At 38.8% G+C, this 24,078-nt stretch carries 26 protein-coding genes; 24 read left to right on the top strand and 2 right to left on the bottom strand.

Annotation, left to right across the window (positions count from 1 at the left end):
• Positions 1–142: 142 nt before the first annotated feature.
• The 11 genes from NQZ71_RS15490 (at position 143) to coaD (ending at position 8,350) form a co-directional block, all read left to right on the top strand.
• Complete coding sequence (locus tag NQZ71_RS15490; RefSeq protein WP_144452332.1) at positions 143–1,378, top strand: FtsW/RodA/SpoVE family cell cycle protein; 1,236 nt, start codon at positions 143–145, stop codon at positions 1,376–1,378.
• A 360-nt stretch (positions 1,379–1,738) separates the two neighbouring features.
• Complete coding sequence (gene cyoE / locus NQZ71_RS15485; protein WP_127734881.1) at positions 1,739–2,656, top strand: heme o synthase; 918 nt, start codon at positions 1,739–1,741, stop codon at positions 2,654–2,656.
• A 324-nt stretch (positions 2,657–2,980) separates the two neighbouring features.
• Positions 2,981–3,448, top strand: coding sequence for a DUF420 domain-containing protein (locus NQZ71_RS15480; protein ID WP_144452333.1), 468 nt, complete (start codon positions 2,981–2,983; stop codon positions 3,446–3,448).
• 126 nt (positions 3,449–3,574) lie between these two features.
• Positions 3,575–4,612, top strand: a complete 1,038-nt coding sequence (locus NQZ71_RS15475) for a CAP domain-containing protein (protein ID WP_317010942.1) — start codon at positions 3,575–3,577, stop codon at positions 4,610–4,612.
• 135 nt (positions 4,613–4,747) lie between these two features.
• Positions 4,748–5,170: a YlbD family protein gene (gene ylbD, locus NQZ71_RS15470; protein ID WP_144452335.1), complete on the top strand. Its 423-nt coding sequence runs from the start codon at positions 4,748–4,750 to the stop codon at positions 5,168–5,170.
• A gap of 14 nt (positions 5,171–5,184) precedes the next feature.
• On the top strand, positions 5,185–5,424 hold the full coding sequence (locus NQZ71_RS15465; RefSeq protein ID WP_144452336.1) for a YlbE-like family protein: 240 nt from the start codon (positions 5,185–5,187) through the stop codon (positions 5,422–5,424).
• A 90-nt stretch (positions 5,425–5,514) separates the two neighbouring features.
• Positions 5,515–5,925 carry a hypothetical protein gene (locus NQZ71_RS15460; RefSeq protein ID WP_260054220.1) on the top strand — a complete coding sequence of 137 codons (411 nt, stop codon included), beginning with the start codon at positions 5,515–5,517 and terminating at the stop codon, positions 5,923–5,925.
• Between the two features lie 92 nt (positions 5,926–6,017).
• Complete coding sequence (locus NQZ71_RS15455; RefSeq protein ID WP_260054221.1) at positions 6,018–6,464, top strand: YlbF/YmcA family competence regulator; 447 nt, start codon at positions 6,018–6,020, stop codon at positions 6,462–6,464.
• A gap of 149 nt (positions 6,465–6,613) precedes the next feature.
• Complete coding sequence (locus NQZ71_RS15450) at positions 6,614–6,889, top strand: YlbG family protein (protein ID WP_127734864.1); 276 nt, start codon at positions 6,614–6,616, stop codon at positions 6,887–6,889.
• Positions 6,890–7,285: 396 nt separating this feature from the next.
• On the top strand, positions 7,286–7,858 hold the full coding sequence (rsmD, locus tag NQZ71_RS15445) for a 16S rRNA (guanine(966)-N(2))-methyltransferase RsmD (protein ID WP_144452339.1): 573 nt from the start codon (positions 7,286–7,288) through the stop codon (positions 7,856–7,858).
• Positions 7,859–8,350, top strand: a complete 492-nt coding sequence (coaD, locus tag NQZ71_RS15440; RefSeq protein ID WP_127734861.1) for a pantetheine-phosphate adenylyltransferase — start codon at positions 7,859–7,861, stop codon at positions 8,348–8,350.
• A gap of 40 nt (positions 8,351–8,390) precedes the next feature.
• Here coaD and ylbJ read toward each other — a convergent pair whose 3' ends face one another.
• Positions 8,391–9,620 carry a sporulation integral membrane protein YlbJ gene (ylbJ, locus tag NQZ71_RS15435; RefSeq protein WP_144452340.1) on the bottom strand — a complete coding sequence of 410 codons (1,230 nt, stop codon included), beginning with the start codon at positions 9,618–9,620 and terminating at the stop codon, positions 8,391–8,393.
• 136 nt (positions 9,621–9,756) lie between these two features.
• Here ylbJ and NQZ71_RS15430 point away from each other — a divergent pair, with 136 nt between their 5' ends.
• Positions 9,757–10,548, top strand: a complete 792-nt coding sequence (locus tag NQZ71_RS15430) for a patatin-like phospholipase family protein (protein WP_275004854.1) — start codon at positions 9,757–9,759, stop codon at positions 10,546–10,548.
• A 32-nt stretch (positions 10,549–10,580) separates the two neighbouring features.
• Here NQZ71_RS15430 and NQZ71_RS15425 read toward each other — a convergent pair whose 3' ends face one another.
• A complete protein-coding gene (locus NQZ71_RS15425) occupies positions 10,581–11,789 on the bottom strand; it encodes a nucleotidyltransferase (RefSeq protein ID WP_144452342.1) in 1,209 nt (402 codons plus the stop codon).
• Between the two features lie 312 nt (positions 11,790–12,101).
• Here NQZ71_RS15425 and NQZ71_RS15420 point away from each other — a divergent pair, with 312 nt between their 5' ends.
• The 12 genes from NQZ71_RS15420 to NQZ71_RS15365 all read left to right on the top strand — a co-directional run bounded on the left by NQZ71_RS15420 (position 12,102) and on the right by NQZ71_RS15365 (position 23,863).
• Positions 12,102–12,611: a YceD family protein gene (locus tag NQZ71_RS15420; protein ID WP_144452343.1), complete on the top strand. Its 510-nt coding sequence runs from the start codon at positions 12,102–12,104 to the stop codon at positions 12,609–12,611.
• A 99-nt stretch (positions 12,612–12,710) separates the two neighbouring features.
• Positions 12,711–12,884, top strand: a complete 174-nt coding sequence (rpmF, locus tag NQZ71_RS15415; RefSeq protein WP_016200993.1) for a 50S ribosomal protein L32 — start codon at positions 12,711–12,713, stop codon at positions 12,882–12,884.
• A gap of 122 nt (positions 12,885–13,006) precedes the next feature.
• On the top strand, positions 13,007–13,456 hold the full coding sequence (locus tag NQZ71_RS15410; RefSeq protein ID WP_260054223.1) for a 2-thiouracil desulfurase family protein: 450 nt from the start codon (positions 13,007–13,009) through the stop codon (positions 13,454–13,456).
• A gap of 188 nt (positions 13,457–13,644) precedes the next feature.
• A complete protein-coding gene (locus NQZ71_RS15405) occupies positions 13,645–14,208 on the top strand; it encodes an RsfA family transcriptional regulator (RefSeq protein WP_144452345.1) in 564 nt (187 codons plus the stop codon).
• 287 nt (positions 14,209–14,495) lie between these two features.
• Positions 14,496–15,419, top strand: coding sequence for a 2-dehydropantoate 2-reductase (locus tag NQZ71_RS15400; protein ID WP_317010940.1), 924 nt, complete (start codon positions 14,496–14,498; stop codon positions 15,417–15,419).
• On the top strand, positions 15,419–15,811 hold the full coding sequence (locus NQZ71_RS15395; RefSeq protein ID WP_144452347.1) for a DUF3397 domain-containing protein: 393 nt from the start codon (positions 15,419–15,421) through the stop codon (positions 15,809–15,811). Before NQZ71_RS15400 ends, NQZ71_RS15395 begins: the two co-directional genes overlap by 1 nt.
• A 181-nt stretch (positions 15,812–15,992) precedes the next feature.
• Positions 15,993–17,627: a bacillithiol biosynthesis cysteine-adding enzyme BshC gene (gene bshC, locus NQZ71_RS15390; protein ID WP_260054225.1), complete on the top strand. Its 1,635-nt coding sequence runs from the start codon at positions 15,993–15,995 to the stop codon at positions 17,625–17,627.
• Positions 17,628–17,865: 238 nt separating this feature from the next.
• The gene (mraZ, locus tag NQZ71_RS15385; RefSeq protein ID WP_127734829.1) at positions 17,866–18,297 is read left to right on the top strand and encodes a division/cell wall cluster transcriptional repressor MraZ; all 432 of its coding nucleotides are present in this window, start codon (positions 17,866–17,868) and stop codon (positions 18,295–18,297) included.
• A 37-nt stretch (positions 18,298–18,334) separates the two neighbouring features.
• Positions 18,335–19,267: a 16S rRNA (cytosine(1402)-N(4))-methyltransferase RsmH gene (rsmH, locus tag NQZ71_RS15380; protein ID WP_317010939.1), complete on the top strand. Its 933-nt coding sequence runs from the start codon at positions 18,335–18,337 to the stop codon at positions 19,265–19,267.
• Positions 19,268–19,286: 19 nt separating this feature from the next.
• The gene (gene ftsL / locus NQZ71_RS15375; protein ID WP_127734823.1) at positions 19,287–19,643 is read left to right on the top strand and encodes a cell division protein FtsL; all 357 of its coding nucleotides are present in this window, start codon (positions 19,287–19,289) and stop codon (positions 19,641–19,643) included.
• Positions 19,644–19,646: 3 nt separating this feature from the next.
• Positions 19,647–21,806: a penicillin-binding protein gene (locus tag NQZ71_RS15370; protein ID WP_317010938.1), complete on the top strand. Its 2,160-nt coding sequence runs from the start codon at positions 19,647–19,649 to the stop codon at positions 21,804–21,806.
• 143 nt (positions 21,807–21,949) lie between these two features.
• Positions 21,950–23,863 carry a stage V sporulation protein D gene (locus NQZ71_RS15365; RefSeq protein WP_144452351.1) on the top strand — a complete coding sequence of 638 codons (1,914 nt, stop codon included), beginning with the start codon at positions 21,950–21,952 and terminating at the stop codon, positions 23,861–23,863.
• Positions 23,864–24,078: the final 215 nt, after the last annotated feature.

The raw sequence follows: 24,078 nt of genomic DNA, 5'->3' as shown, positions 1-24,078 counted from the left end.
AAATCAATGTTATAATTCTGATAACATGATAGAATATTAGAAAGCAGCAAATGGAAAATCTTCTGAGCGAATCAGGCAGGATTTGAAACAAATGGCAGCGAATGTATTGTCATTGCTAAGAATGAGTAAGGGGTAGCAGCAGATGTTAAAAAAAATCTTAAAATCATATGATTATACACTGATTGTTGCAATGGTCTTACTATCACTATTTGGGGTTATCATGATATACAGTGCTAGTATGGTATCATCTGTCCAGTATTATGGTCATGACAGCAGCAGTTATTACTATAAAAAACAGATCATTAACTTGCTTGTGGCAGGAGTTGCTTTTATTTTTGTCGCGCTTTTTCCATATAAGGCATTTATGAGCAACAGATTTTTGGTTCCGATGGTTTTAGTGTCCGTGTTTGGTCTTTTCGGAGTCTTTTTACTTGGACACGTAGCAGGAAACGCACAAAGCTGGTACAAGGTAGGTACAGCAAGCTTGCAGCCTGCGGAATTTGTCAAGCTGTCTGTCATTATTTATCTATCGGCTATATATGCGAAAAAACAATCTTACATAAACGAATTTAACAGAGGAGTTGCACCTCCACTTGCATACTTAGTGCTTGTATGTGCACTCGTCGGACTTCAGCCTGATTTCGGGACAGCAGCCATTATTTTCATGATTGCAGCAACAATTATCGTCTGTTCCGGTATGAACATGAAGAACTTAATGAAGCTTGCCGGCATAGGTCTTGCTTTTGGCGGATTTTTGGCTCTCGTTATGCAGCTTTTCGGCAAAGGTGTATTGACTGCAAAGCAATTGAGCAGAATTTTTGTGTTTCTGGATTCGCCTTTCTCTAAAGAAGTAGTCCAAGGCAGTGGCTATCAAATGAGCAACTCACTCCTTGCAATTGGCGGCGGAGGCTTAAAAGGTCTTGGCCTTGGGCAAGGAATCCAGAAGCTTGGGTATTTAACAGACGGTCATACTGATTTTATTATGGCTGTCATTGCAGAAGAGCTCGGCATATTCGGAGTCGGCTTTGTCGTAGTTTGTTTAAGCTATATCGTTTTACGAGGAATATATATCGGCTTGAAATGCAAGGATCCCTTTGGCAGCTTGCTTGCAATTGGAATATCAAGCATGATCGGCATACAGTCATTTATTAATATTGGCGGTGTATCGGGAGTAATTCCACTAACAGGTGTGCCGCTTCCGTTTGTAAGCTATGGCGGTTCATCACTCGTACAGCTTGCTATCGGCATGGGAATACTGTTGAACGTATCTATGTTTACAAAATATGAAAAAGTTTATAAAAACAAAGAAGAAGATACCATTCCTTCTATGCCTAAATCAATAAGAAGAAAACGATTTGCGCAAAATGAAAGGTTCTAGCCAAAGAGGATGTCCGCTAAACTTAGTGGGCATCTTCTTTTATTTTCCTATGTAAGTGAAGTTTATCCATTTCGGTTATTTTATTTGGCTATTAGGACAAATAGATTTATAATAGAACTTGGCTCGAAGGAATCTCTTTCGTTTAGGGATACTTTTATTTTTTTGTAAAAAATTGCGGAAAAAAAGCTGTAAATATGTTTTAATAGTAAAAGGGCCTTTTTTCATCGTATAAATGTTGAAAACATTGTGAAATGAGGCACAAACGATTTCAGTGAACAAACAAACTATTGTCTGCTCCAACGATCAAGTTTTTTATAAAAAAGCATAGAGATTTTGGTTAAAATAAAGGAGGAAACATCTATGGCAAATTATAGAGCGTATCCTGAAGCTCAAGTGGACGGAGAACTACCAAAAACATCGGCGTGGAAGGATTTTTTAGCGCTGATAAAAATAGGTATTGTTAACTCTAACCTGATTACAGTCTTTACAGGATTGTGGCTGGCGCTGCATTTTTCTGGAGAGAAATTTTTGATGAATATCGACACAGTTCTGTATACATTAATAGGCTCAGCGTTAATTATCGCAGGTTCATGTGCGCTTAACAATTTTATTGATATGGACATTGATCCACTTATGGAAAGAACAAAGGAAAGACCAACTGTTACAGGGAAAGTAACACCAAAAAAAGTTGCGATATTAGGGTTCGGTCTTCTGGCAATCGGAACATTCTTTATGTTGCTCACAACAATTTCCGCAACAGTTATTGCACTAGTTGGTGCTTTTAGCTACGTGGTCGTTTACACAATGTGGTCTAAGCGCAGACTTGTTTCGAATACAGTAATCGGAAGCTTTTCAGGTGCTGTACCACCATTAATCGGCTGGGCTGCAATTGATCCAAACCTTGATATTATGGCATGGAGCTTATTCTTAATCATGTTCTTCTGGCAACCACCACATTTCTATGCATTGGCAATTAGAAGAGTAGAGGAATACCGTGCAGCAGGCGTTCCAATGCTGCCTGTAGTTAAAGGCTTTGAAGTAACGAAGAAACATACGTATGGCTGGATTATTGCTCTTTTTCCATTGCCATTCCTACTAATGAAGCTCGGTGTACCTTTTTTGATTTTGGCAACATTGCTTAATGTCGGCTGGATTATTACAGGTATTTTGGCAAGTAAGAAAAAGGACGAGATTAAATGGGCGACTGCCATGTTCGTATATTCTCTTCAATACATGACGATCCTTTTCGTTGCGATGGTCATTGTCACATTTATATAAACATAAGATAAGAGGATATTCTATCTTTGGATGGACACGATAATTCAACATCTCATCACTGTCTGTTTTGTCTCATTAACAGTTATTCGCAAAGTCAGGAATGCAGCTTGATTCTTGCTTGGTGATGCCGTTAAGATAAAGAGAGAGCATGACAGACTTTGATGAGATTGCAAGATCAAGCGTGTTTATCCTTTGCTGGAATATCTTTTTTTATGAGAAATTACGTTAACTAGTACATATTTTTTATGTGAGAAGGTACACTTTTAAAAAAAAGACTGTCATAAGGCTTGAATGATATAACATTTTATTAGAGAGGGTTTGAAAATGAACTATTCACTACCAATTTTACCTACTATTAGCACTACCTTTATTGTACTTAGTGCGATTTTTGTCGCAATCGGTTGGGGATTGATAATTAAAAGGAAAATAGAAGCACACCAAAAAGTAATGCTTATTGCAGCTGTATGTGCGGTTATTTTCTTTGTTATTTATGCTTCAAGAACAATTTTTATCGGAAATACAGCGTTTGGCGGACCAGATGATATCAAAATATATTACACCATATTTTTGATTTTCCATATAACGTTAGCGACAACTGGAGCAGTACTGGGTATCACTATGCTCGTAACAGGCTACAGAAAACGATATGATATACATCGCAAACTTGGTCCGACCACAAGCATTATATGGTTTTTTACAGCAATAACAGGTGTTGCTGTATATGTGCTTCTGTATGTAATCTATCATGGCGGTGAGACTACTTCCGTTATTAAAGCAATACTAGGGTTTTAAGCCAGAAAGCCATTGTCTATCAATTTTTATTTCAGAAATGCTATACTATTTAGTAAGTAGCAAACATATAATGATAGAAATGATGGTAGAGAGGGGGTTCAGCCTCTGAAAACGATAATCAGGATTGTGGTTATTATTTCTATATTGCTTGCATTTTGGTTTTATTTAAGTATTACGGAAACGCGCGATAGCTCTGATGCTCTTGTAGATGAAGGCGAGAACTCTGCAAAGGTGGATGAGGGGTTAACGGAGGAAACTGCCGAAGACTCATCCATTACAATGCCGAAAGAAGGACTTGGCAGTATGATTGGCAGCACTGCTAAGGAGCTTGTTAAGAAATATGGAGAACCAACTAGAAAAGATCCCTCCAATTATGAATATGAATGGTGGATTTACAATAAAGATTCCTCCAAATATTTTCAGGTTGGTGTGCTTGATGATAAAGTGGTAACGATTTTTGCAATCGGACAAGATGTCGACATATCTCCATACAAGATTGGGGAAGAAGTAGGCGATATTTATGAAAAGACTCCAATTGAAACGAATATCAGCTTAAATTATGAAGACTCCTCCTATCGGTTTGAACTTTCAGAAGACGAGATAAATAACCGGCCACTTGTGAAAATGGGCGATTATTATATGCAGCTATACTTTGATAAGTTTACAGGAACGTTATCAAGTGTACGTTATATGGATGCAAGGACATTGCTTCAAATCAGGCCATATGAACTTGTGTACAGAGGAGAGCTGTTAGAAGCGGCCTCTGTAGTAAAGGAAAATGAAGCAGTTGAAGATGGCAATGAACGGCAAATATTAGATATAACAAACGTTATTAGAAGCAGATTTAAATTAACGTCAGTTAAATGGGATGAAGATACAGCAAATGTTGCGTTAGGACATAGTGTTGATATGTATGATACAAAGGATTTTTCCCATACTTCTGCTAAAACCGGGGACTTGGAGGCAAGGCTTAAGGCTGGAGATGTCTTTTATCAGCTCGCAGGGGAAAATATAGCGGCAGGCTATACTGACGCCGCAGCTGTCATGGAAGGCTGGCTTAACAGTAAAGGCCATAGAGAATGCCTTCTAAATGAGAAATTCACCCATTTAGGTGTAGGTGTATACAATAAATACTATACACAAAACTTTATTGAAAAATGGTAGACTTAGAAACACTCCAATGTCAGGCAGACAATTGGAGTGTTTTTTTTGCCCAAAAATATTTTGTCGGAAAGACACCTTTTGAGAGCCTACACATATAGTATGTTAGGCATATGTAACGTAAAAGAGGTGAAGATCATGTCAGAAAAGCAACTACATCCTTCTGTTCAGCAATTTAAAGACTTCGTAAAGACACAGCCCCACCTTATACAGGAAGTAAGAAGGGGAGACACGACTTGGCAAAGATTGTTTGAAGATTGGTACTTGCTTGGAGAAGAAGATACTCGCTTTAGCAGCAATCCATCAGCAGGGCAAGAAGCAGGAAAGCAGGAAGAGGCTAGTACTGATTCGAGCAAATCACTGTGGATGTCTACAGTGATGAATTCCTTGAAAAACATGGATCAAAACCAGGTTCAAGGTTATATTGCTAACATTAGTCAGGCACTAGGCACAATTCAAGGTGTTATTTCCCAATTTTCTCCGAGCAGCGGTGGCTCTCAAAATGCTAGCACGAAAACAACACAACAGCCAACAGGACCTTTTTCATTTCGAAAAGACTAGCGGAGGGGACTTAGATGAGGAAGAACGTAAAGGAATATATTGAGCAAAACAGAGAGTTACAGCAGTTCATCCGTGAACAGCCCCTTTGGTACCGGCAATTATGCAGGAATCCAAGTGATTTGCAAAGTTTTGAAATTGCCTCCATGCATTATTACAAAAAAACAATTCCTCACCGTGTTGAAAAATTTTCTAATGGTGTTCAGATGGCATCCATGATGTTCAGTATGTTTCAAGCAATGAATGCCCAATCATGATAGTCAACTAACAAAATAATATATAGAGAGTAAAAAGAGTGGTAGCAGCGAATACTAAACGAAAAGTACTTAGTCAGGGAGCTGTTCCTTATGAGAAAAATACTATTGTTTTGTATTCCTGCTCTATTTCTTTTAAATGGCTGCAATCATGATGTCCCAGATCCTGAGGTAAAGGAGAAGGGACAAGCCAAAGCCCAAGAAGCGCAGAATGAAACGGTATCTGCTGTAGCCATGCCAAAGGATGTTACTGTCCATACCCTAGTAAAAGGGAATAATCTTTATGTTGATTGTAAAGCAGCAACTATTTCCTTTCGTGAAGACAGTGACAAGGAAACAGGAAAAATCATGCTTTCATTGGATGGCAAACCAGCTGGTGTGTTTAATAGTGCAGCATTTGTCGTTAGAAATGTGGCAACTGGTCAGCATCATGCCCACTTGAAGATTGTTAACAACAAAGGGACAAATGTGTTTGAAAAAGAATTTAACGTGATAATTAATTAAGTGGTTACAGCAGGCTATCATCCTGTTTTCGCACAGATTACTTTCTTTTCTCACGCTTATCAGTTAAAATGAGAATTGGAGGTGAGCTAATAGTGCTTGCTACAACCGAATTGATTATGATACAAGAAGAGGCAGAGTCCATTGCCGAAATGATATTGGAATCAGATGTGGCAGAACAATATCGAATGCGTGTGGCAAACCTCTACACCGATAAAGAAACACAGAGCAAAATCATTTCTTTTAATGAAATGAAAGAACTGTACGAAGAAGTGCAGCGTTTCGGCAAATATCATCCTGAGTATAAGCGGGTCATGATGGAAATCAGACAGCTCAAAAGGGAAGTGGATATGGACGAAAATGTAGCTGCATTTAAAATAGCGGAAAACAACTTGCAAAAATTGCTCGATGAGGTAAGTGTCATCATTGGTAAGTCTGTCTCTGAATTTGTTAAAGTTCCGACAGGAAATCCATTCTTTGATGAGCTTTCCGGCTGCAGCGGTGGCTGCGGCAGTGGAGGAAGCTGCAGTTGTTCAGCATAATGATGGAAGGCGATGATGACTTCTAAGCTTCATCGCCTTTTTATGTATTATTCAGTAGCAATGTTGTCCTTTTTTGAAAAGTGGCACAACTCAGTATGTTTTTTTACTATGCTGTGCTAAAATAAAAAAAATTGAAGTGGGGGGATTCCATGCTAGGGCAGAGGCAAGGATTGGTCGTTTACCTTTATTCGTTGAAGCAGGCGAAAATGCTGCGCAGATATGGTAATGTCCACTATATATCCAAAAGATTAAAGTATGTTGTGCTTTACACTAATTTAAATGAAGCAGAAGCATTAATGGAAAAGCTAAACTCCTTCTCTTTTGTAAAAAAAGTGGAGCCTTCCTATAAACCATTCTTGAAAATGGAGTTTGAAAATTCCAAACCGGATAAAGCAAAAGAGTATGATTATAAGATGGGTATATAAAAAAACTGAGAATATTTCTTAGTTTTTTTTATATGAAAAAAAAACCTGCAAGCGAGCGGCTTGCAGGCTCCTTCTATATCCTATAAGGAAAGAAGGTAAAGGGAGAGGAGAAACCGGAGGAAGAACTTATGGGGAAACGTAAGTCTTCTCCGCGGTTGGCAACAACATCCTCGAATAGATGCTGTTAATTACAGTATTGCCAAGGATGCTCACCTTATACATAACAGATTGTTTTTTTAGTAAAAAAAAAGTAAGAAGAGAAAATAATGTGAATGCACAGTGTTTTTTATATGTAATTTATGATATAGAATGCATGTGATATGGAATCACATAAATGTTTATGTTAGGATAGTCATGATAAAGCTATAACAACTAATAATTCAGTGGTGATGTATAATGAGAGTCGTTTCAGGAACGAATAAGGGCATTTCGTTAAAGGCGGTGCCTGGTAATTCGACAAGACCGACTACAGATAAAGTAAAAGAAGCGATCTTTAATATGATTGGTCCTTATTTTGAGGGCGGAGTCGGGCTCGACCTTTTTGCTGGAAGTGGCGGGCTAGGTATTGAAGCATTAAGCAGAGGGCTAGACAAAATCATTTTTGTCGATAAAGACGGCAAAGCGATACATACGATAAAGACCAATATTGCTGCATGCAGATTGGAAGACAATTCTGAGGTTTATCGCAATGATGCAGAGAGGGCAATTAAGGCGCTCATTAAAAGAGAAGCTGTTTTTGATTACATATTTTTAGATCCGCCATATAAAAAACAGCAATTGGAAAAATTAGTGACAACTATTGATGGAGAAGGGCTGCTTGCAAGCGATGGTGTCATTGTATGTGAACACGGTTCTGAAATCAGTCTTCCAGACAAGATTGGTAATCTTGAACAAGTGAAGCATGAAAAGTATGGAATCATTGCCGTTTCTATCTATTCAAAACAAACAGATGTGGAGGAATATACATAAATGGCTAGTATTGCAGTATGTCCTGGCAGCTTTGACCCAATTACAAACGGTCATATTGATATAATTAAACGAGGGGCAAAGGTTTTTGATCAAATTTATGTATGTGTATTGAACAATTCATCAAAAAAACCTTTTTTCTCTGTGCAGGAAAGACTGGAGCTAATAAAGGAAGTAACAAAGGACATTCCTAATGTTACCGTCTCCTCCTATGAAGGCCTTCTTATTGAATATGCGAAAAGTGTTAACGCAACTGCAATTATTCGTGGCCTTCGTGCTGTTTCTGACTTTGAATACGAAATGCAAATCACATCAATGAATAGAGTTTTGTCAGATGAAATTGAAACCTTTTTTGTCATGACCAATAATCAATATTCCTTTTTGAGTTCAAGTATTGTGAAAGAGGTCAGCAAATATGATGGGGATATATCTGAACTTGTGCCGCCAACAGTGGAAAGCGCGTTGAAGGAGAAATTCCGTCAGTTAAAAGGATAGGCAAAAGGCTTGTGAAGGATCTTCACAAGCCTTTTTTTATTTAAATAGTCCTCTTCCTCCAAGGAAGTCTAATAAATAATACAACTACATATATCGATAAACAAATGATGGTGAATGCTGGACCAGCCTCCATCCATTTTTCAGTTGCTGCAGCAAGCCAACTAGTATCATTGATAAAGTCAGGCATCGCAAAAGCAGGCTTATCGTCTTCTAGGAAACGGGTGCTGAATGCGTCCCAGAACAAATAGGTGTAAATGCTTGCGAAAAATGCCTGCAAAATCCTTGCGAAAAAGAATGGCTTAAAACTGATATCTGTTTGTGCCAGGATGCTTGCAACCTGTGCTTGCACGCTTAAGCCGCAAAAGCCAAGAATCATGCTTGTCACAATGGCCTGATGCATTAATGTGCTCGTTTCCACACCACTTGTCAATTTGCTTCCAAGCGTGATTTCAAAAATACCTGCAATGAACGGAATCGACAAGGCGCTGGAGAAGGAAAAAAGATCAAAAAATTTCTCAACACCACCTGCTAGAAGGGATGTCACTTGCAAGTGAAACAACAAACGGTTGATAACAGAAAATAAAATGATGAAGCCGCCTATCATTAAGAGAGACTGTATAGAAGATGTTACAGCATCTCCAAGAAGCTTTCCTAATGGACGCTTATCCTTTAAGCGAGTATGATGAAGCTCCCGCATTGCACGCTTTAAAGACGGGATTGAGGTTTCTTTTCTTTTATGTGTCGGCTTCTTCTCGTCAGATCCATAAAATCTCATACAGAGACCAACCGTGAAATTTGCCAAATAGTGTGTAGCTGCAAGCAGGAAGCCAAGCTTTGGATTATGAAAAAAGGCGGCAGAGACAGCGCCGATAATGAACATTGGGTTTGATGCGTTGGAAAATGATACAAGCCTTTCTGCCTCTATCTTTGTCAACTGCTTCTCCTCACGTAATCTAGCCGTTAATTTTGCGCCTGTTGGGAAACCAGATACCATTCCCATAGCCCACACGAACCCTCCAACACCTGGTACTTTAAAAAGCGGGCGCATAATTGGCTCTAATAGGACACCTAAAAATCGAACAACGCCAAAACCGATCAGCACTTCAGATAAAATAAGAAAAGGAAGCAAGGATGGGAACACGATTGTCCACCATGTGTTTAAACCGTCCTTCGATGCCTCGACTGCAGTTGCTGGGAATGATACTAGGGCAAAAGCCAAAAAAGATGCTGTGCCAGCTAGAATAATGGTCTTCACTCTCGAACGATACAAGGATATATTCCCTCCCTTAAAAAATGATTTTTCTAAACTCGTCCCATAGCCCTCTACCAAACAATATACTCATAAGTAGAAAAAAAAGACCATAAGATTACTATGAGCAAATTAAATAATTGGAGGGTATTCCTCAATGAAGCGACCAAAAATTGGATTGGCTCTCGGTTCCGGCGGGGCCAGGGGATTTGCACATATTGGAGTCATAAAAATATTAAAGGAGGCCAATATTCCGATAGATTATATAGCTGGAAGCAGCATCGGCTCGATCGTCGCTTCCTTGTATGCGGCAGGAAGTGATATTGACAGACTCTACTTTCTTTCCAAGTTTTTTAAACGCAAATACTATCTCGACTTCACATTGCCGAGGATGGGTTTTATAGCAGGGAATAAAGTGAAGGAGCTTATTCATCTGTTCACATATGGAAAAAACATCGAAGAATTGGATATTCCAATTGCCATCGTGGCAACAGACTTGTCGTCAGGAGAAAAAGTAGTATTTAAAAAGGGGCCGATTGCAGAAGCTGTCAGGGCCAGTATTTCTATACCTGGTATTTTTGTGCCGGAAAAAATGGACGGGCGGCTCCTTGTAGATGGAGGGGTTATTGACAGAATACCTGTATCTGTTGTGAAGGAAATGGGGGCAGACTTAATAATTGCTGTAGATGTAGCAAATGTAGACAATGATGCAGAAATAGGCTCCATTTATGATGTCATCATGCGCAGTATTGACATTATGCAGCGGGAGCTTGTTAATAACCGAGAAGTAGCGAGTGACTTTATGATACGACCCAAAGTCGAAATGTTTAACAGTAAAGCATTTACAGATTTAGAGAAAATTATTGAAAGAGGAGAGGAAGAGGCGCGACTTCATATTAGCTCTATTCAAAAAGAAATCGTAAAGTGGAAAAAAGGAAAAAAGGAATGACCGTATTTCGGCATTCCTTTTTTTCTTTTCGGCTAATCCATCATAATCGGCGGTTGACTGTATTCCATTGCTAACAGCGTTTTTTGATGGGGAGCTTGTGCAGCTACTGCATAAATAGAAGCTGCCCTGACATCCAAGTCTATTTGGCCATGCTGAAACGAGGAAAGTTTGCTGATAAGAGGCAGTTTCAAAGCCTTTTTTCTTTCCTTCAGATAGGCTCTCCCTTGTTTGGAGCTTCCAAGAAGGCGCAGATAGGCTGGTGTGTTGTTTGCGTTCATTTCTTCCTTTTTTGTATTTGTCAGAATGTGGACACAAATGCGCTGGAGCCTTGTCCATGTATACCGCTTTGTTTTAAGCAAGGAAATGAATTCTTGAAAGGAACTCGCCTTTTCGTAGGTCGCCAAAATGCGATTCTCAATTCCTTCCTCCACTTCATAAATGGTCTGCAACTCAGTGGTAGTCATTTGCATCAGTCTGAATTTAAGATATGGCCAGTATTTTTCCCATTCGTGAAAAATGGCAAACCTTTGTTTATACTCTTCTAAAATTTTTAAAGTAACAGCATTCACATACGGTGTAATAGGCTCAAGGCTGTTTCCTACCATGATTTCTTTGCGTATGCTTGTAGCGCTGGCGATTGTGTCAGACGTGAAATCCGTATCATGATAGCCAGCTTTGATTCGCTGTACCGTATGAAGCTCTATCGGCAAGTCTCGTGATAGTACTGCCTTTACATATTCAAAGCCTAAAATATTGTTTGGCAATGTCAAATCCACGACATCCTCCATATTTGTCATTTCTGTGAAGGTTGCTGCCATTGCTTTCGGATAACTAGAGCCTGCCTGCATATGTTTTTTTATGCTTGTATTAAATGTATCCTTGTTCTTATTCAATAAATAATATGTATTAATAAATTCGAGGATGTTCCCTGATTCGCTTCCAAAGCAGATGGCGTCACAGCCAATGCTGTCGAGAAGCTGTACCGCTCCTTGTGCAAATATAGTAGCATGCTGTGAGCTGAACGCATAAGGTAATTCAATAACGAGGTCAACACCGCCAGAAAGGGCCATTTCCGCTCTATGCCATTTTGACAGCAGAGCAGGCTCACCACGCTGCAGGAACGGCCCGCTCATGACAGCTATGACAATATCTGCATTTGATAATTCCTTTGCTTTTTGGATATGATGTAAATGTCCATTATGAAATGGATTATATTCGACAATAATACCAACAGCTTTCATTTTGAATCTCCTTAAAAGTTCTTTCAAAAAAAGTATGGCAACTAATGTTTGTACCTACTATTTTAATCTTAGAATACATGATATGAAAGGGATGCGCAAAGCACCTCTAAAATATGTCGGAAAAGTTACAGGAAAGAATAGTTGCAATTCCTTCTATTCTAGGTAGAATAGAAACAGCAGTATACTATTTGTAAAAAGTATTTTTGAATTCCATTTTGAAATACAAAATGCAAAAAGATAGTGTAAAGAAAAAATATTGACAAATAATTATATGAAAGCTATAATTACCTTTGTTGCCTTGGGGTGATATATATGAAATGGACGTTAAGCCAGTTACAAAAATACCGAAGTAAGGGATTATCTATTGATGAAACAATAAACGTGGATGGAATTAAGGAAGTTGATTCCTCCATAAGACGTGTATCTCCTATGCATATTACAGGAAGAACAGATATTGATTCAAAGAAAGTGACTTTTCATTTTAAAATACAAGGTCATTTAGTATTACCTTGCTCTCGTACTTTAGTAGACGTGGATTATCCAATTAATGTAGAAACGACAGAAACTTTCCTTTTAAATGTTTCAGAATATGAAACAGGAGAAGAGGAAGTTCATCAAGTAAAAGGCGATGTAATTGACGTATTGCCAATTATTGAAGAAATTCTTTTGCTTGAAGTACCAATGCAAGTATTCTGTGAAGATATTACAGAAGAAGGAGCTCCTCAGTCCGGAAGGGATTGGGAAGTTATCCACGAGCAGGTTCAGACGGAGAAAGTTGATCCTCGGCTTGCTGGTCTTGCGAAATTTTTTGAAAATGAGTAATCAGTCCTTGCTTAACGGCTAAGGACACAAAAGAAAACCTGAGAATGGATTTATCTGCTCTCAAGACTTTCTTAATAACTCTTTAAGGAGGTGGGAAGAATGGCTGTACCTTTTAGAAGAACATCTAAAACTGCAAAAAGAAAACGTCGTACACATTTTAAATTACAAGTGCCTGGTATGGTAGAATGCCCTAACTGTGGTGAAATGAAACTTGCTCACCGCGTATGTAGCGCTTGCGGAACATACAAAGGTAAAGAAGTTGTAAGCAACTAATTTTCCTTTTCAAAAAAGCACCGGACAATCGTCTGGTGCTTTTTTGTGTTTTTTAAGAAAAAATTGTTATTTTATGTATAATAGAAATACCTAGCAGCTAATTACAGGAGGGGTTTTCTGGTATGATTGTAGTCAGTTCATGTTTAGCAGGAATGAAAGTAAGATATAACGGCACAGACAGCCTTGATGAAAAAATTACAGAGCTAATCGAAAACGGACGTGCGGTAGCTGTTTGTCCAGAATTACTAGGAGGATTTCAGACACCAAGGGAGCCTGCTGAAATTAAAGGAGGCAATGGCTACGATGTTCTAGATGGCAAAGCGACCGTAGTAGATAAAAACGGAATTAATGTGACAGAGCTGTATTTGGCCGGTGCCTATAAGACTCTTGAAATCGTGCGGAAGCTCCAAGCAAATACAGTTGTTCTTAAGGAAAATAGTCCATCCTGTGGCAGCAGCCAAATATATAATGGTAATTTTGAAGGGGTTAAGTGTAATGGTGCAGGGGTTACAACAGCGCTGCTAAGAAGAGAAGGAATACAAGTTATATCAGAGCTGGAATTAGCGCCTTAATAGACTAGCTTTGCATGGAATAGTTGCCCTATAAAAGTGCATTATGGTGCAATATAAGCACTATTAAGACATGTCAGTTATCTTTCTAGCTGCATATTGATTATTTTTTTTTCTAAAAGAGCAAATATCAGTCTATCTTTTCTAGTAGATGCATATGTATGGTAAAAACACTAGGAGGGATTTAACTGATGACAACAACAAGACAAGATGCTTGGTCAAAGGATGAGGACATACTGCTAGCTGAAGTAGTACTACGCTTAATTAGAGAGGGTGGTACACAGCTTCAAGCGTTTGAGGAAGTAGGGAAGCTACTATCAAGAACAAGTGCTGCATGCGGGTTTCGGTGGAACTCTTATGTGCGCAAACAATATAAATCAGCTATAGAGTTAGCGAAAAGCCAACGAAAACAGTTAAAAAAAGGCTTTATTCTCGTGGAAGAGCCAATTGAAGAAGTTTCCGCTAAGGAAAGTACTGCTGAACTTGAAGAGGGGAAAGACTTCGAAGAAATTTTGCAATATTTAAAAAGTATTTATGATAAATCGTTAAAGTATGAGGAGCATCACGATGCGGATGCTGTGAAAGAAAGATCTGCAGAGCTTGAGGCCAAATATAGTGAACTATATAATGAGAACCAAAAGCTTCAAAAGGAACTGCAAACAATGGAAGAAGCATATAAAGCTCTTGTGGAATTGATGGAAAAAGCCCGAAAAATGGTTGTATTTAAAGAAGAGGAAAAAAAGCAAAACGCCTAGCAAGCATAATATAAAATCACCCCTTTAAACTTTTGTATTTAAAAATGTTTAAGGGGGTTTGTTTGTCTAGGTTCACTAAAGAAGCCATTTAATGAACTTACATATATTGTCCATCCTGGCAGGACAAACATTCCTTTAAATAGCTAATTTGTATCCCGTATGCCCTTATATAACGGCTAACTTAGGATATTTATAGGTACTTTTACCTTAATCGCTACTAATTTAGCTAGAAAATGTTAAGATAATATTACAGAACAATTAAGTATACAGGGAAAAAAGGTGTTGTAATGAAAATAAGCATTATCGGCGGTGGTGCTATCGGCTTGCTTTGTGCAGCTTATCTAGCACCAAAACATAAAGTGACCGTGTATGTTCGGACTGACAGACAAAGAGACTTATTAAGAGAAAAAGGACTTACTATTTCACTTAGAGATAAGATGGAAAAGCAATATGTCAGTGTAGAACTTTTTGAAAATTGGGATGGTTCAGGAGACCTCACTATTATTACTGTCAAGCAGTATCAACTAGAGCCTGTCATGAAACAGGTGAAGAAGTTATCTAACGGCATCCGTGCACTTTTGTTCCTTCAAAATGGCATGGGACATTTACAAGCAATAGAAGAGCTAACTGTGGAAGAATTATATGTTGGTATAGTAGAGCATGGTGTGATGAAGCTTGATGGAGCGAGTATTAGGCATGCTGGAGTCGGTTCTATCCAAATTGCTAGTCTACCTTTTTGCGGAAAAAATCGTCCAAGCAGGATAGGAGAAAGGCTTACAGAGAACAGTATCCCGAATTTTGAGCTGCACATGCAGACAGACCCAATGTGGATGATGCAAAAAAAATTGGTTGTGAATTGCTTGGTCAATACGTTGACAACTATCTTGGAAATCAATAATGGGAAGCTAATTGAAAATGTTCATTATGAACGTCTTCTCGTGCCATTTATGGAGGAAATTACGGAAATTCTTGAATGGAATAATGACCAAAAAGCAGTTGTTAAGCAGTATGTTTGGAAGGTTATTAAACAAACAAGTGCAAATAAATCCTCCATGTTAAAGGATCTTGAGGCGGGGAGAAAGACAGAAATTGATGCTATTTTAGGGTATGTATTGGCACTGGCTACAAAGAAGGACAAGCATGCACCATTATCAGCTGCATTTTATGAAATGCTTAAAGGCAAGGAGCAAGAAAGGGAAGGGGGGATTTAATGTTTCAATTCACTTCAGCTGTCATCAGTTTTTTCGTAGCATTTCCGATTATATGCTATCTTCTAATTTTTATCCTATGTAAACAAGTTACGAAAAAACACAGACTGTCCGTAAACTTCGCATTAGATATCAGTACACTTTTTTTTATTATCTCCGTCCATTTTTTAATCGTTTCTATTTGGGGGAAATCGCTGTTATCTTATATATTACTAGTTATTCTATTTATTGGTGTTTTCATCGTTATCCTTCATTGGAAGGTGAAACAGGAGATTGTCTATCGAAAAGTCTTTCGAGGATTTTGGCGAATTAATTTCCTGCTCTTTTTTTGTGCTTACCTTTTTTTGATGGCGTATGGACTCGTTTACTATGTAATGAAACAGTTCGGCATATAATACAAATGCATAAGAAAAAGAAAAAGACAATTTTTAAGCAAAGTCTTTTTCTTTTTTTTATGGAGAGTGCTATACTCTCTATGTATGTAAAGATTAGGTTATTATATAAACAATGATTATTACGATGGACTTTATGAAACAAAGAATAATTGAAACTTTTGTTAAGAAAGGAAGTACATAAATGGAGATGGTAAATCTCTCGTTACCAGCGGGGAATCAGTTTGCGACAGATTATTTATCACAGGTCGATAAAGTGAACAATTTTTATCATTATACTTATAGTGATAATGAGAGCTACAAACAAAGAGTGAAGGAACTGGAGAAAAGGCAATTCATGAGAAATGAATTGGCAGATCATATTGCTGGTTATATGAGAGCATTTCCTCAATCAGACAAAGTTCAGCAAAACATTGCTCGCTTGAGAGAGGACAACAGTGTTGTTGTTATTGGTGGACAGCAAGCTGGTATTCTTACAGGACCGTTATATTCTATACATAAAATTATCAGCATTATCCTGCTTGCAGACAAAAAGGAAAAAGAACTGAGAATTCCTGTCATTCCTGTATTCTGGATTGCGGGCGAGGATCATGATTATTTAGAAGTAAATCATGTGTTTGTGCCAGGCAGTGAAAAAATGGTAAGAAAAACGTACCCGCAAAGGGTAATCGAGAAAAAGATGGCTTCAGACATCGAATTAGATAAGGAAGTTTTTAAAGTTTGGGCCGAGAAGCTAATTAAGGCAGATGGAGAAACAACGCATTCGAAGCATTTGCTTGCACTAGTTAAGGAAGCGGCTGAAGCATCTGAGACATTTGTCGATGTGTTCAGTTATTTAGTGATGCAGTTATTTTCTAAGTTCGGCTTGCTTATTGTCGATTCAGGAAATAAAGATTTACGGACGCTTGAGAAAGAAATATTCTTGAACCAAATCAGTCAATTTAAAGAAATTGGTGAAGCGGTCAGCAAGCAGCAATCATTGGTTAAGGAAAGCGGCTATACAACTGTTATTGAAATGAGCGAAAATCCAGTTAACTTATTCTATTATGATGAGGACAATTCTGAGAGAATTCTGCTTACATTTGATGAAGAAAAGCAGCAGTTTGTTGGCAAGGATCAATCGGTGCATTTTACTGCTGCTGAGCTTAAGGAAATCGCCAGTGAATTTCCCCATAAGCTAAGCAATAATGTGGTAACAAGACCGATTATGCAGGATTTGCTGTTTCCGACACTAGCATTCATAGGTGGGCCTGGTGAAATTGCTTATTGGGCTGAACTAAAACAAGCATTTGAACAAATGAACATCAAAATGCCGCCAATTGTCCCGCGTCTAAACATTACTTTGCTGGAAAGATGTGTGGAGGCTGATTTGGAGGAACTAGGGTTAGACTTATCTGATGTGATTAAATCAGGTACAGAAGAAGCCTGCAATGCCTTTTTGGCATCTGTAAGTAATGATAAAGTGGATTTGCTGCTCACACAGCTAAAGCAGGATATTGCCGATAAATACACGGATTTACAGGGTGAGATAGCAAATGATATGAAAGGCTTGCTTCCAATTCTTAAAAAGAATGAGAGTCTACTGCAAAATCAAGTTGATTTTCTTGCTAAGAAGGTAGAAGTGGAGCTTAAGAATAAGCATGAAGTGATTTTAAGTAAGTTTAATCGCATTGAACGATGTATAAGACCTGATGGTATACCTCAGGAACGCGTGTGGAATGTATTCTACTTCTTAAATCATTTTGGTTTAGATTTTCTTGAAGACGTACTTAAGCTGCCAATGGAGTTTGATGGCACACATAAGGTCGTTAAAATGTAATATTTGAAGCTGTCCTGTTAAATAGGGCAGCTTTTTTTGCGTTTATCAGGCAAAATCAAACATTTTACTTCAATATATAAGTAAAACTGCCGAAATAAAAGGCGAATATGCAAAATTTGCTTTTAAAAAAACTAGGATATCTCTTGCAGGAAATGAATAATCCAGATAGAATTTATTTATCAGTGGTGGAAAGTGGGGGATTGTGGTACATTGAGGTTAGAAAGTGGGGGTAACAGGTATGTTTATGGGCGAATATCATCATAATGTTGATGCTAAAGGTCGTTTGATCGTACCTGCAAAATTTAGGGAGCATTTAGGTGAAACCTTTATATTAACCCGCGGACTTGATCAATGCTTATTCGGATACCCACTCTCAGAATGGGAAATAATAGAAGAGAAATTAAAAGCCCTTCCTTTAACAAAAAAGGATGCTCGGGCATTTACCAGGTTCTTTTTTTCAGGGGCCACAGATTGCGAGCTTGATAAACAAGGGCGTATTAATATTGCTTCTCCATTAATGCAATATGCAAAGCTTGAGAAGGAATGTGTTATTTTAGGTGTGTCCAATCGTATTGAGATTTGGAGTAAATCCCTATGGGAAGATTATTTTTCCGAATCTGAGGATTCTTTTGCAGAAATTGCAGAAAATATGATTGGGTTTGATATTTAAAAACGTTTTTTGAAAAATCTATAGACAGGTGGACAACATGTTTAAACATACTACAGTATTGCTGAATGAGGCCGTTGACGGCTTAAATATACAACCAGATGGCATTTATGTCGACTGTACACTTGGTGGAGCAGGTCACAGTGAACTGATTTTATCCAAACTATCCGACAAAGGCAGATTAATTGCATTTGACCAGGATGAGACAGCGATTATGAATGCTGAGAAAAAGCTTGAGCGTTATAAGGACAAGCTGACAATCGTCAAAAGCAACTTCAGTAATCTTAAAGAAGAAATACATAATCTAGGTATTACAAATGTGGATGGTGTTCTTTACGATTTAGGTGTTTCCTCTCCGCAGCTCGACACACCAGAAAGAGGCTTCAGTTATCATCATGATGCTCCCCTCGATATGAGAATGGACAGTGATGCGGATATTTCTGCATCCGATGTTGTGAATAATTGGAAATACGAGGATTTAGTCAGAATATTTTTCCGTTATGGGGAAGAGAAGTTTTCCAAGCAAATTGCTCGCAAGATTGAAGCGGCAAGGGAAACAAAGCCTGTTGAAACTACAGGTGAGCTTGTTGAATTGATTAAGGATGCTATTCCTGCACCTGCAAGAAGAAAAGGCGGACATCCAGCTAAACGAGTTTTTCAAGCAATAAGAATTGCAGTAAATGATGAACTAGGCGTTTTTGAGGATTCAATTGGACAAGCTATATCTTTGTTAAATCAAGGAGGAAGAATTAGTGTCATCACCTTCCATTCTCTTGAAGATAGAATTTGTAAAGCTGCTTTCAAAAAGGCGAGTGATCTGCCTGATTTACCGCCAGGACTACCGATAATTCCAGCTGAGTTTCAACCAGAACTGAAGCTTGTTACTAGAAAGCCGATTGTTCCGTCTGATGAAGAGCTTGAAGAAAATAACAGGGCAAGATCTGCGAAGCTTCGCATAGCAGAAAAATTATAAAACTTTAGGAGGTATACGAATGAGCAATTTAGCGCGAAAGCTTCAGCAGGAACAGTTTCAGCATGAAGAAAAACAAACAGTTAAAAAGGTATTAAAGCAGACTAAATCATTATTATCTCCTGGAGAAAAGCTGATCGGGATTGCATTCGTCGCACTGCTGTGTTTTGGCGGTGTGAAGATTGTCAGTAACCAAGCAGAAATTTATCAAGTGAACAAGGACATCCAGATTGCAGAGGGCTCCATTTCCAAGCTTGAAAAGTCCAATAAGGAATTGGATATAGAAGTAAAGGATTTGAGCAGCTTTGAAAGAATCAGGGAAGTCGCAGAAAAACTTGGCCTTGATTTCAGCAAAGATAATGTAAAGGTTGTGCAATAAAAAATGTTGAAAAAGCAGCAGAATATTAACCTTGGAGCAGCCATCTTGTTTTTATTTTTCTGTCTGCTCTTTTTTATTTTGTTCGTTCGGTTTGCTGTCATCCAATCAACAGGAAAAGTTTCTGGTGAGGTGTTGGCAAAGGAAGCAGAAAAGAAATACAGCTCCTCCATGGTACTAGAAGCATCAAGAGGAACGATTTATGACAGAAATAAAGACGTGATTGCAGAGGATGCTTCATCTTATAAGCTTGTAGCAGTAACAGACAGCTCATTGAGCAAAAATGATCCTAAACATCCAATTCATGTGGAAAATGCAGAGAAAACAGCAAAAGAGCTTGCTAAGTATATTGATTTGGAAGAATCAGATATTTATAGAATCTTAACAAAGGAAGGGGCAAAGCAGGTTGAATTTGGAACTGCCGGGAAAAACCTTTCTTATGAAACAAAGAAAAAGATTGAAGACTTAAAGCTTCCTGGAGTGTTGATTGTAGAAGGGAAAAAACGCTTCTACCCGAACGGGACATTCGCTTCACATGTTATTGGCTATGTGGAGGAAAAGGAAGATGAAGCAACAGGAAAATACACGGCAACAGGAAAACTCGGAATCGAGGAAACCTTAAATAATCTTCTTACTGGAACAGATGGGACACTTAATTATAAACGAGATATTTGGGGGTACATCCTCCCAGATTCAGAGGAAGACATAACACCTGCACAAAATGGTGATGATGTTTATTTAACTTTAGATAAAAAAATCCAATCCTTTTTAGAGGATACGATGTCAAAGGTGCAGGATAAATATAATCCAAAAAAAATGATTGCCATTGTTGCAAACCCAAAAACTGGCGAGATTTTAGCAATGAGCCAACGTCCAAGCTTTGATCCGGAAACATTGGAGGGAATTAATTCAACATGGCATAATGAGGCGATTGAAACATCCTATGAACCAGGCTCCACGATGAAAATATTCACATTGGCAGCTGCGATAGAAGAGGGTGAATTCAATGCTAATGCTAGTTATGATTCAGGCTCCTACAAAGTAACAAAAAATTCGCAAACAATTCACGACCATAATGGGGTTGGGTGGGGATCCATCACTTATTTAGAAGGTGTTCAGCGCTCATCTAACGTCGCTTTTGCGAAAATAGCGAAAGAACAGCTTGGGTTTGAGAAGCTAAGGGAATACATTACGAAATTTGGTCTTGATCAAAAGACAGGCATTGATTTGCCGCATGAAGCAAACAGCTCGATTGCCTTCACATGGCCTGTCGAAAAAATCACGACAGCTTATGGTCAAGGAACGGCACTTACGCCTATACAGCAAATACAAGCGGTAACTGCAATTGCTAATGATGGCAAAATGGTCAAGCCACATGTAATTGACAAGATTGTCGACCCAAATACAAATAAAGTGATTAAACAAGTGAAAACAGAAGTTGTCGGCACACCGATATCAGCCGATACGGCGAAGGAAGTTCGTGACATATTGGAAACCGTTATAACAAGTCCGAATGGAACTGGCTATAAAAAGTACGGTATTGATGGGTACAGTGTTGCTGGGAAAACAGGTACAGCTTCAATCCCGAAAAGTGGCGGCGGTTATTTGACTGGCAGCAGCAACTACGTATTCTCCTTTATGGGAATGGCGCCAAAGGATGACCCAGAGCTTGTGATGTATGTTGCTGTACAGCAGCCAGAGTTAAAGGAAACACAAACAGGCTCTGATCCTGTTGCAGAAATCTTCACTTCTGTTATGAAAAGCAGTCTTCAGTACATGGAGATACAGCCAACTGCTGACAGCTCACTTAAAACAGTGGAAGTTCCTAATTTAACTGGTTTAAGCACAACTGAGGCGAAATCGGAGCTCAAGAAGTATGGGCTGGATTTGGTTGTTACAGGAGATGGCAGTACAATTATAGATCAACTCCCTGCTAAAGGTGAAAGCTATCTGGAAGGTGAAAAAATCGTCGTTAAGACAGATGGCAAAGGGACAGTGCCAGATATGAAGGGCTGGTCCATGCGTGATATTTTAAAAGTGACAGATCTCCAGTCGTTGAAGCTGAAAACGAATGGCAACGGTTATGTTACACAACAAAGCATAAAAGCGGGTAAAACGGTTAAAGAAAATGATACATTAACAATTACATTGAAAAAACCAGAATAACAGCAAGCAGGTCCGTTTAAGGCGGGCCTGTTTTTTTATGTAAATGTACGGTAAATGATAAGCACCTTCAATAGATTTGATTCTAAATGGGTGTGTACAAGCATATATTGGAACGAGCCATAGAAAAAGGAGGTTCCAAATTCATGCGTGTTTCAAACGTGACCGTTCGTAAGCGGTTGACGATTGCTTTAATAGCGGGTATTGCTATTTTTCTGATTATTGACTTGAGGCTAGGTTATGTACAGTTCTTTCTTGGAGATGAATTGACGAGTAAAGCGAAAAGCCTATGGAGCAGACAAATTTCCTTCGAGCCGGAGAGAGGCGAAATTGTCGACAGGAACGGTGTAGCGTTAGCAACGAATATTAGTGCTCCAACAGTATACGTTGTACCACGGCAAATTAAGGACCCGGCAACAGCTGCAGAGCAGCTTGCAGCAGTGTTAGAAGCGGACAAGCAGACAATATATAAGGAATTGATTCAAAAGGAAATGAGCGTTAGATTGCCTGAAGGCAGGAAAATTTCTCATGAAAAGGCGAAAAAGGTAAGAGCACTTGATATTGACGGCGTATATATTGGTGAGGACTCGAAAAGATCGTATCCGTATGGAAACTATCTGTCACATGTATTAGGATTTGCTGGGATTGATAACCAAGGCTTAATTGGCTTGGAGCTAGAATATGATGATGAACTGAAGGGATCAAAAGGATCTGTTCAATATTATTCTGATGCTAAAGGACAAAGAATGAATGATATGGCAGACGATTATGAAGCGCCAGTAAATGGTAATGATCTGAAGCTGACCATTGACACGAAAGTGCAGACTATTATTGAGCGGGAGCTTGATATTGCCGAACAGACATATGATCCAGACAGTATTATCGCCATTGCCATGAATCCAAAAACAGGCGAGATACTAGGGATGTCAAGCAGGCCTGGCTTTGACCCGGCAGATTTTCAAAATGTTTCATCAGAGGTATATAACAGAAACCTGCCAATATGGAGCGCATATGAGCCAGGTTCAACGTTTAAGATTATCACATTAGCAGCTGCGCTGGAGGAAGGAAAGGTAGATTTGCATAAGGATACTTTCCATGATCCAGGTTATGCAGATGTAGATGGAACAAAGCTGAAATGCTGGAAACGGGGCGGCCATGGGGCACAGACATTTTTGGAAGTCGTCCAAAACTCCTGTAACCCAGGATTTGTATCACTGGGAGAAAAGCTTGGCAAAGACACATTGTTCAAATATATAAAGAATTTTGGTTTTGGAGAGAAAACAGGCATTGATCTTCAAGGAGAGTCAAAAGGAATACTCTTTAACCTAAATAGAGTCGGACCTGTCGAGCTTGCGACAACAGCATTTGGACAGGGTGTTGCTGTAACGCCAATTCAGCAGGTGGCAGCATTATCAGCAGCCATTAATGGCGGAACCTTATACACGCCATATGTGGCAAGCGAGCTGATTGATCCAAGCACAGGTGAGGTCATCATGAAAAAAGAGCCTGTGGCAAAAAGGAAGGTAATCTCTGAAGATACCTCCAAAAAAATCAGAGAAGCTTTAGAAAGCGTTGTTGCACAAGGGTCAGGAGGCAAAGCCTTTGTTGAAGGATACCGTGTCGGCGGTAAGACAGGGACAGCGCAAAAAGCCTCTGGCGGAAGATATTTAGAAAATAATTTCATTGTTTCATTCATAGGTTTCGCACCAGCTGATGATCCGGAGCTAGTCGTGTATGTGGCTGTCGATAATCCAAAGGGTACAGTGCAATTTGGTGGAGTTGTTGCAGCTCCAATTGTCGGCAGCATAATGGGTGACAGTCTTCGTGCGTTAGGAGTGAAGGAGCGAAAGGGACAACTGGAAAAAGAGTATAAATACCCAGAAAATCCGCTCATTGAAGTTCCTGACTTAGTCGGGCTTACAAAAAAAGAGATTAGTGAAGTTTTTCTTAATCTGAAAATTGAGCCGAGCGGCAGTGGTGATACTGTTATCAAGCAGTCTCCAGAACCAGGAACAAAAGTAAAGGACGGCTCTACTATCCGTTTGTACTATAATAATTGACCAAACCTTTTCCAATAAAGGCGGCACTTTCGCCGCCTTTATTTTTCGTTATATAGCAGAAAAATAGGAACACCATGGCGCAATTCCTTTTTATCATGTAAAATATAAACGCTAAGAAAAAATGCAATTCAAAAGATGGTTATGCATTTGATATAATATTAGTATTTATGAATAAAATGAATACATATGGATTTACAGAAAAGAGGATTTAAAAC

Origin of the sequence: Niallia taxi (assembly GCF_032818155.1) — a bacterium.
GTDB lineage: Bacteria > Bacillota > Bacilli > Bacillales > Cytobacillaceae > Niallia > Niallia taxi_A.
Note: the sequence above shows the minus strand (reverse complement) of the source record. Positions and strands in the feature narration are given on the sequence as shown.

Coding starts and splice junctions, on each gene's coding strand:
- NQZ71_RS15490 (WP_144452332.1), top strand. CDS start 143: ATGTTAAAAAAAATCTTAAAATCATATGATTATACACTGATTGTTGCA.
- cyoE (WP_127734881.1), top strand. CDS start 1,739: ATGGCAAATTATAGAGCGTATCCTGAAGCTCAAGTGGACGGAGAACTA.
- NQZ71_RS15480 (WP_144452333.1), top strand. CDS start 2,981: ATGAACTATTCACTACCAATTTTACCTACTATTAGCACTACCTTTATT.
- ylbD (WP_144452335.1), top strand. CDS start 4,748: ATGTCAGAAAAGCAACTACATCCTTCTGTTCAGCAATTTAAAGACTTC.
- NQZ71_RS15465 (WP_144452336.1), top strand. CDS start 5,185: ATGAGGAAGAACGTAAAGGAATATATTGAGCAAAACAGAGAGTTACAG.
- NQZ71_RS15460 (WP_260054220.1), top strand. CDS start 5,515: ATGAGAAAAATACTATTGTTTTGTATTCCTGCTCTATTTCTTTTAAAT.
- NQZ71_RS15450 (WP_127734864.1), top strand. CDS start 6,614: ATGCTAGGGCAGAGGCAAGGATTGGTCGTTTACCTTTATTCGTTGAAG.
- rsmD (WP_144452339.1), top strand. CDS start 7,286: ATGAGAGTCGTTTCAGGAACGAATAAGGGCATTTCGTTAAAGGCGGTG.
- coaD (WP_127734861.1), top strand. CDS start 7,859: ATGGCTAGTATTGCAGTATGTCCTGGCAGCTTTGACCCAATTACAAAC.
- NQZ71_RS15430 (WP_275004854.1), top strand. CDS start 9,757: ATGAAGCGACCAAAAATTGGATTGGCTCTCGGTTCCGGCGGGGCCAGG.
- NQZ71_RS15425 (WP_144452342.1), bottom strand. CDS start 11,789: ATGAAAGCTGTTGGTATTATTGTCGAATATAATCCATTTCATAATGGA.
- NQZ71_RS15420 (WP_144452343.1), top strand. CDS start 12,102: ATGAAATGGACGTTAAGCCAGTTACAAAAATACCGAAGTAAGGGATTA.
- rpmF (WP_016200993.1), top strand. CDS start 12,711: ATGGCTGTACCTTTTAGAAGAACATCTAAAACTGCAAAAAGAAAACGT.
- NQZ71_RS15410 (WP_260054223.1), top strand. CDS start 13,007: ATGATTGTAGTCAGTTCATGTTTAGCAGGAATGAAAGTAAGATATAAC.
- NQZ71_RS15405 (WP_144452345.1), top strand. CDS start 13,645: ATGACAACAACAAGACAAGATGCTTGGTCAAAGGATGAGGACATACTG.
- NQZ71_RS15400 (WP_317010940.1), top strand. CDS start 14,496: ATGAAAATAAGCATTATCGGCGGTGGTGCTATCGGCTTGCTTTGTGCA.
- NQZ71_RS15395 (WP_144452347.1), top strand. CDS start 15,419: ATGTTTCAATTCACTTCAGCTGTCATCAGTTTTTTCGTAGCATTTCCG.
- bshC (WP_260054225.1), top strand. CDS start 15,993: ATGGAGATGGTAAATCTCTCGTTACCAGCGGGGAATCAGTTTGCGACA.
- mraZ (WP_127734829.1), top strand. CDS start 17,866: ATGTTTATGGGCGAATATCATCATAATGTTGATGCTAAAGGTCGTTTG.
- rsmH (WP_317010939.1), top strand. CDS start 18,335: ATGTTTAAACATACTACAGTATTGCTGAATGAGGCCGTTGACGGCTTA.
- ftsL (WP_127734823.1), top strand. CDS start 19,287: ATGAGCAATTTAGCGCGAAAGCTTCAGCAGGAACAGTTTCAGCATGAA.
- NQZ71_RS15370 (WP_317010938.1), top strand. CDS start 19,647: ATGTTGAAAAAGCAGCAGAATATTAACCTTGGAGCAGCCATCTTGTTT.
- NQZ71_RS15365 (WP_144452351.1), top strand. CDS start 21,950: ATGCGTGTTTCAAACGTGACCGTTCGTAAGCGGTTGACGATTGCTTTA.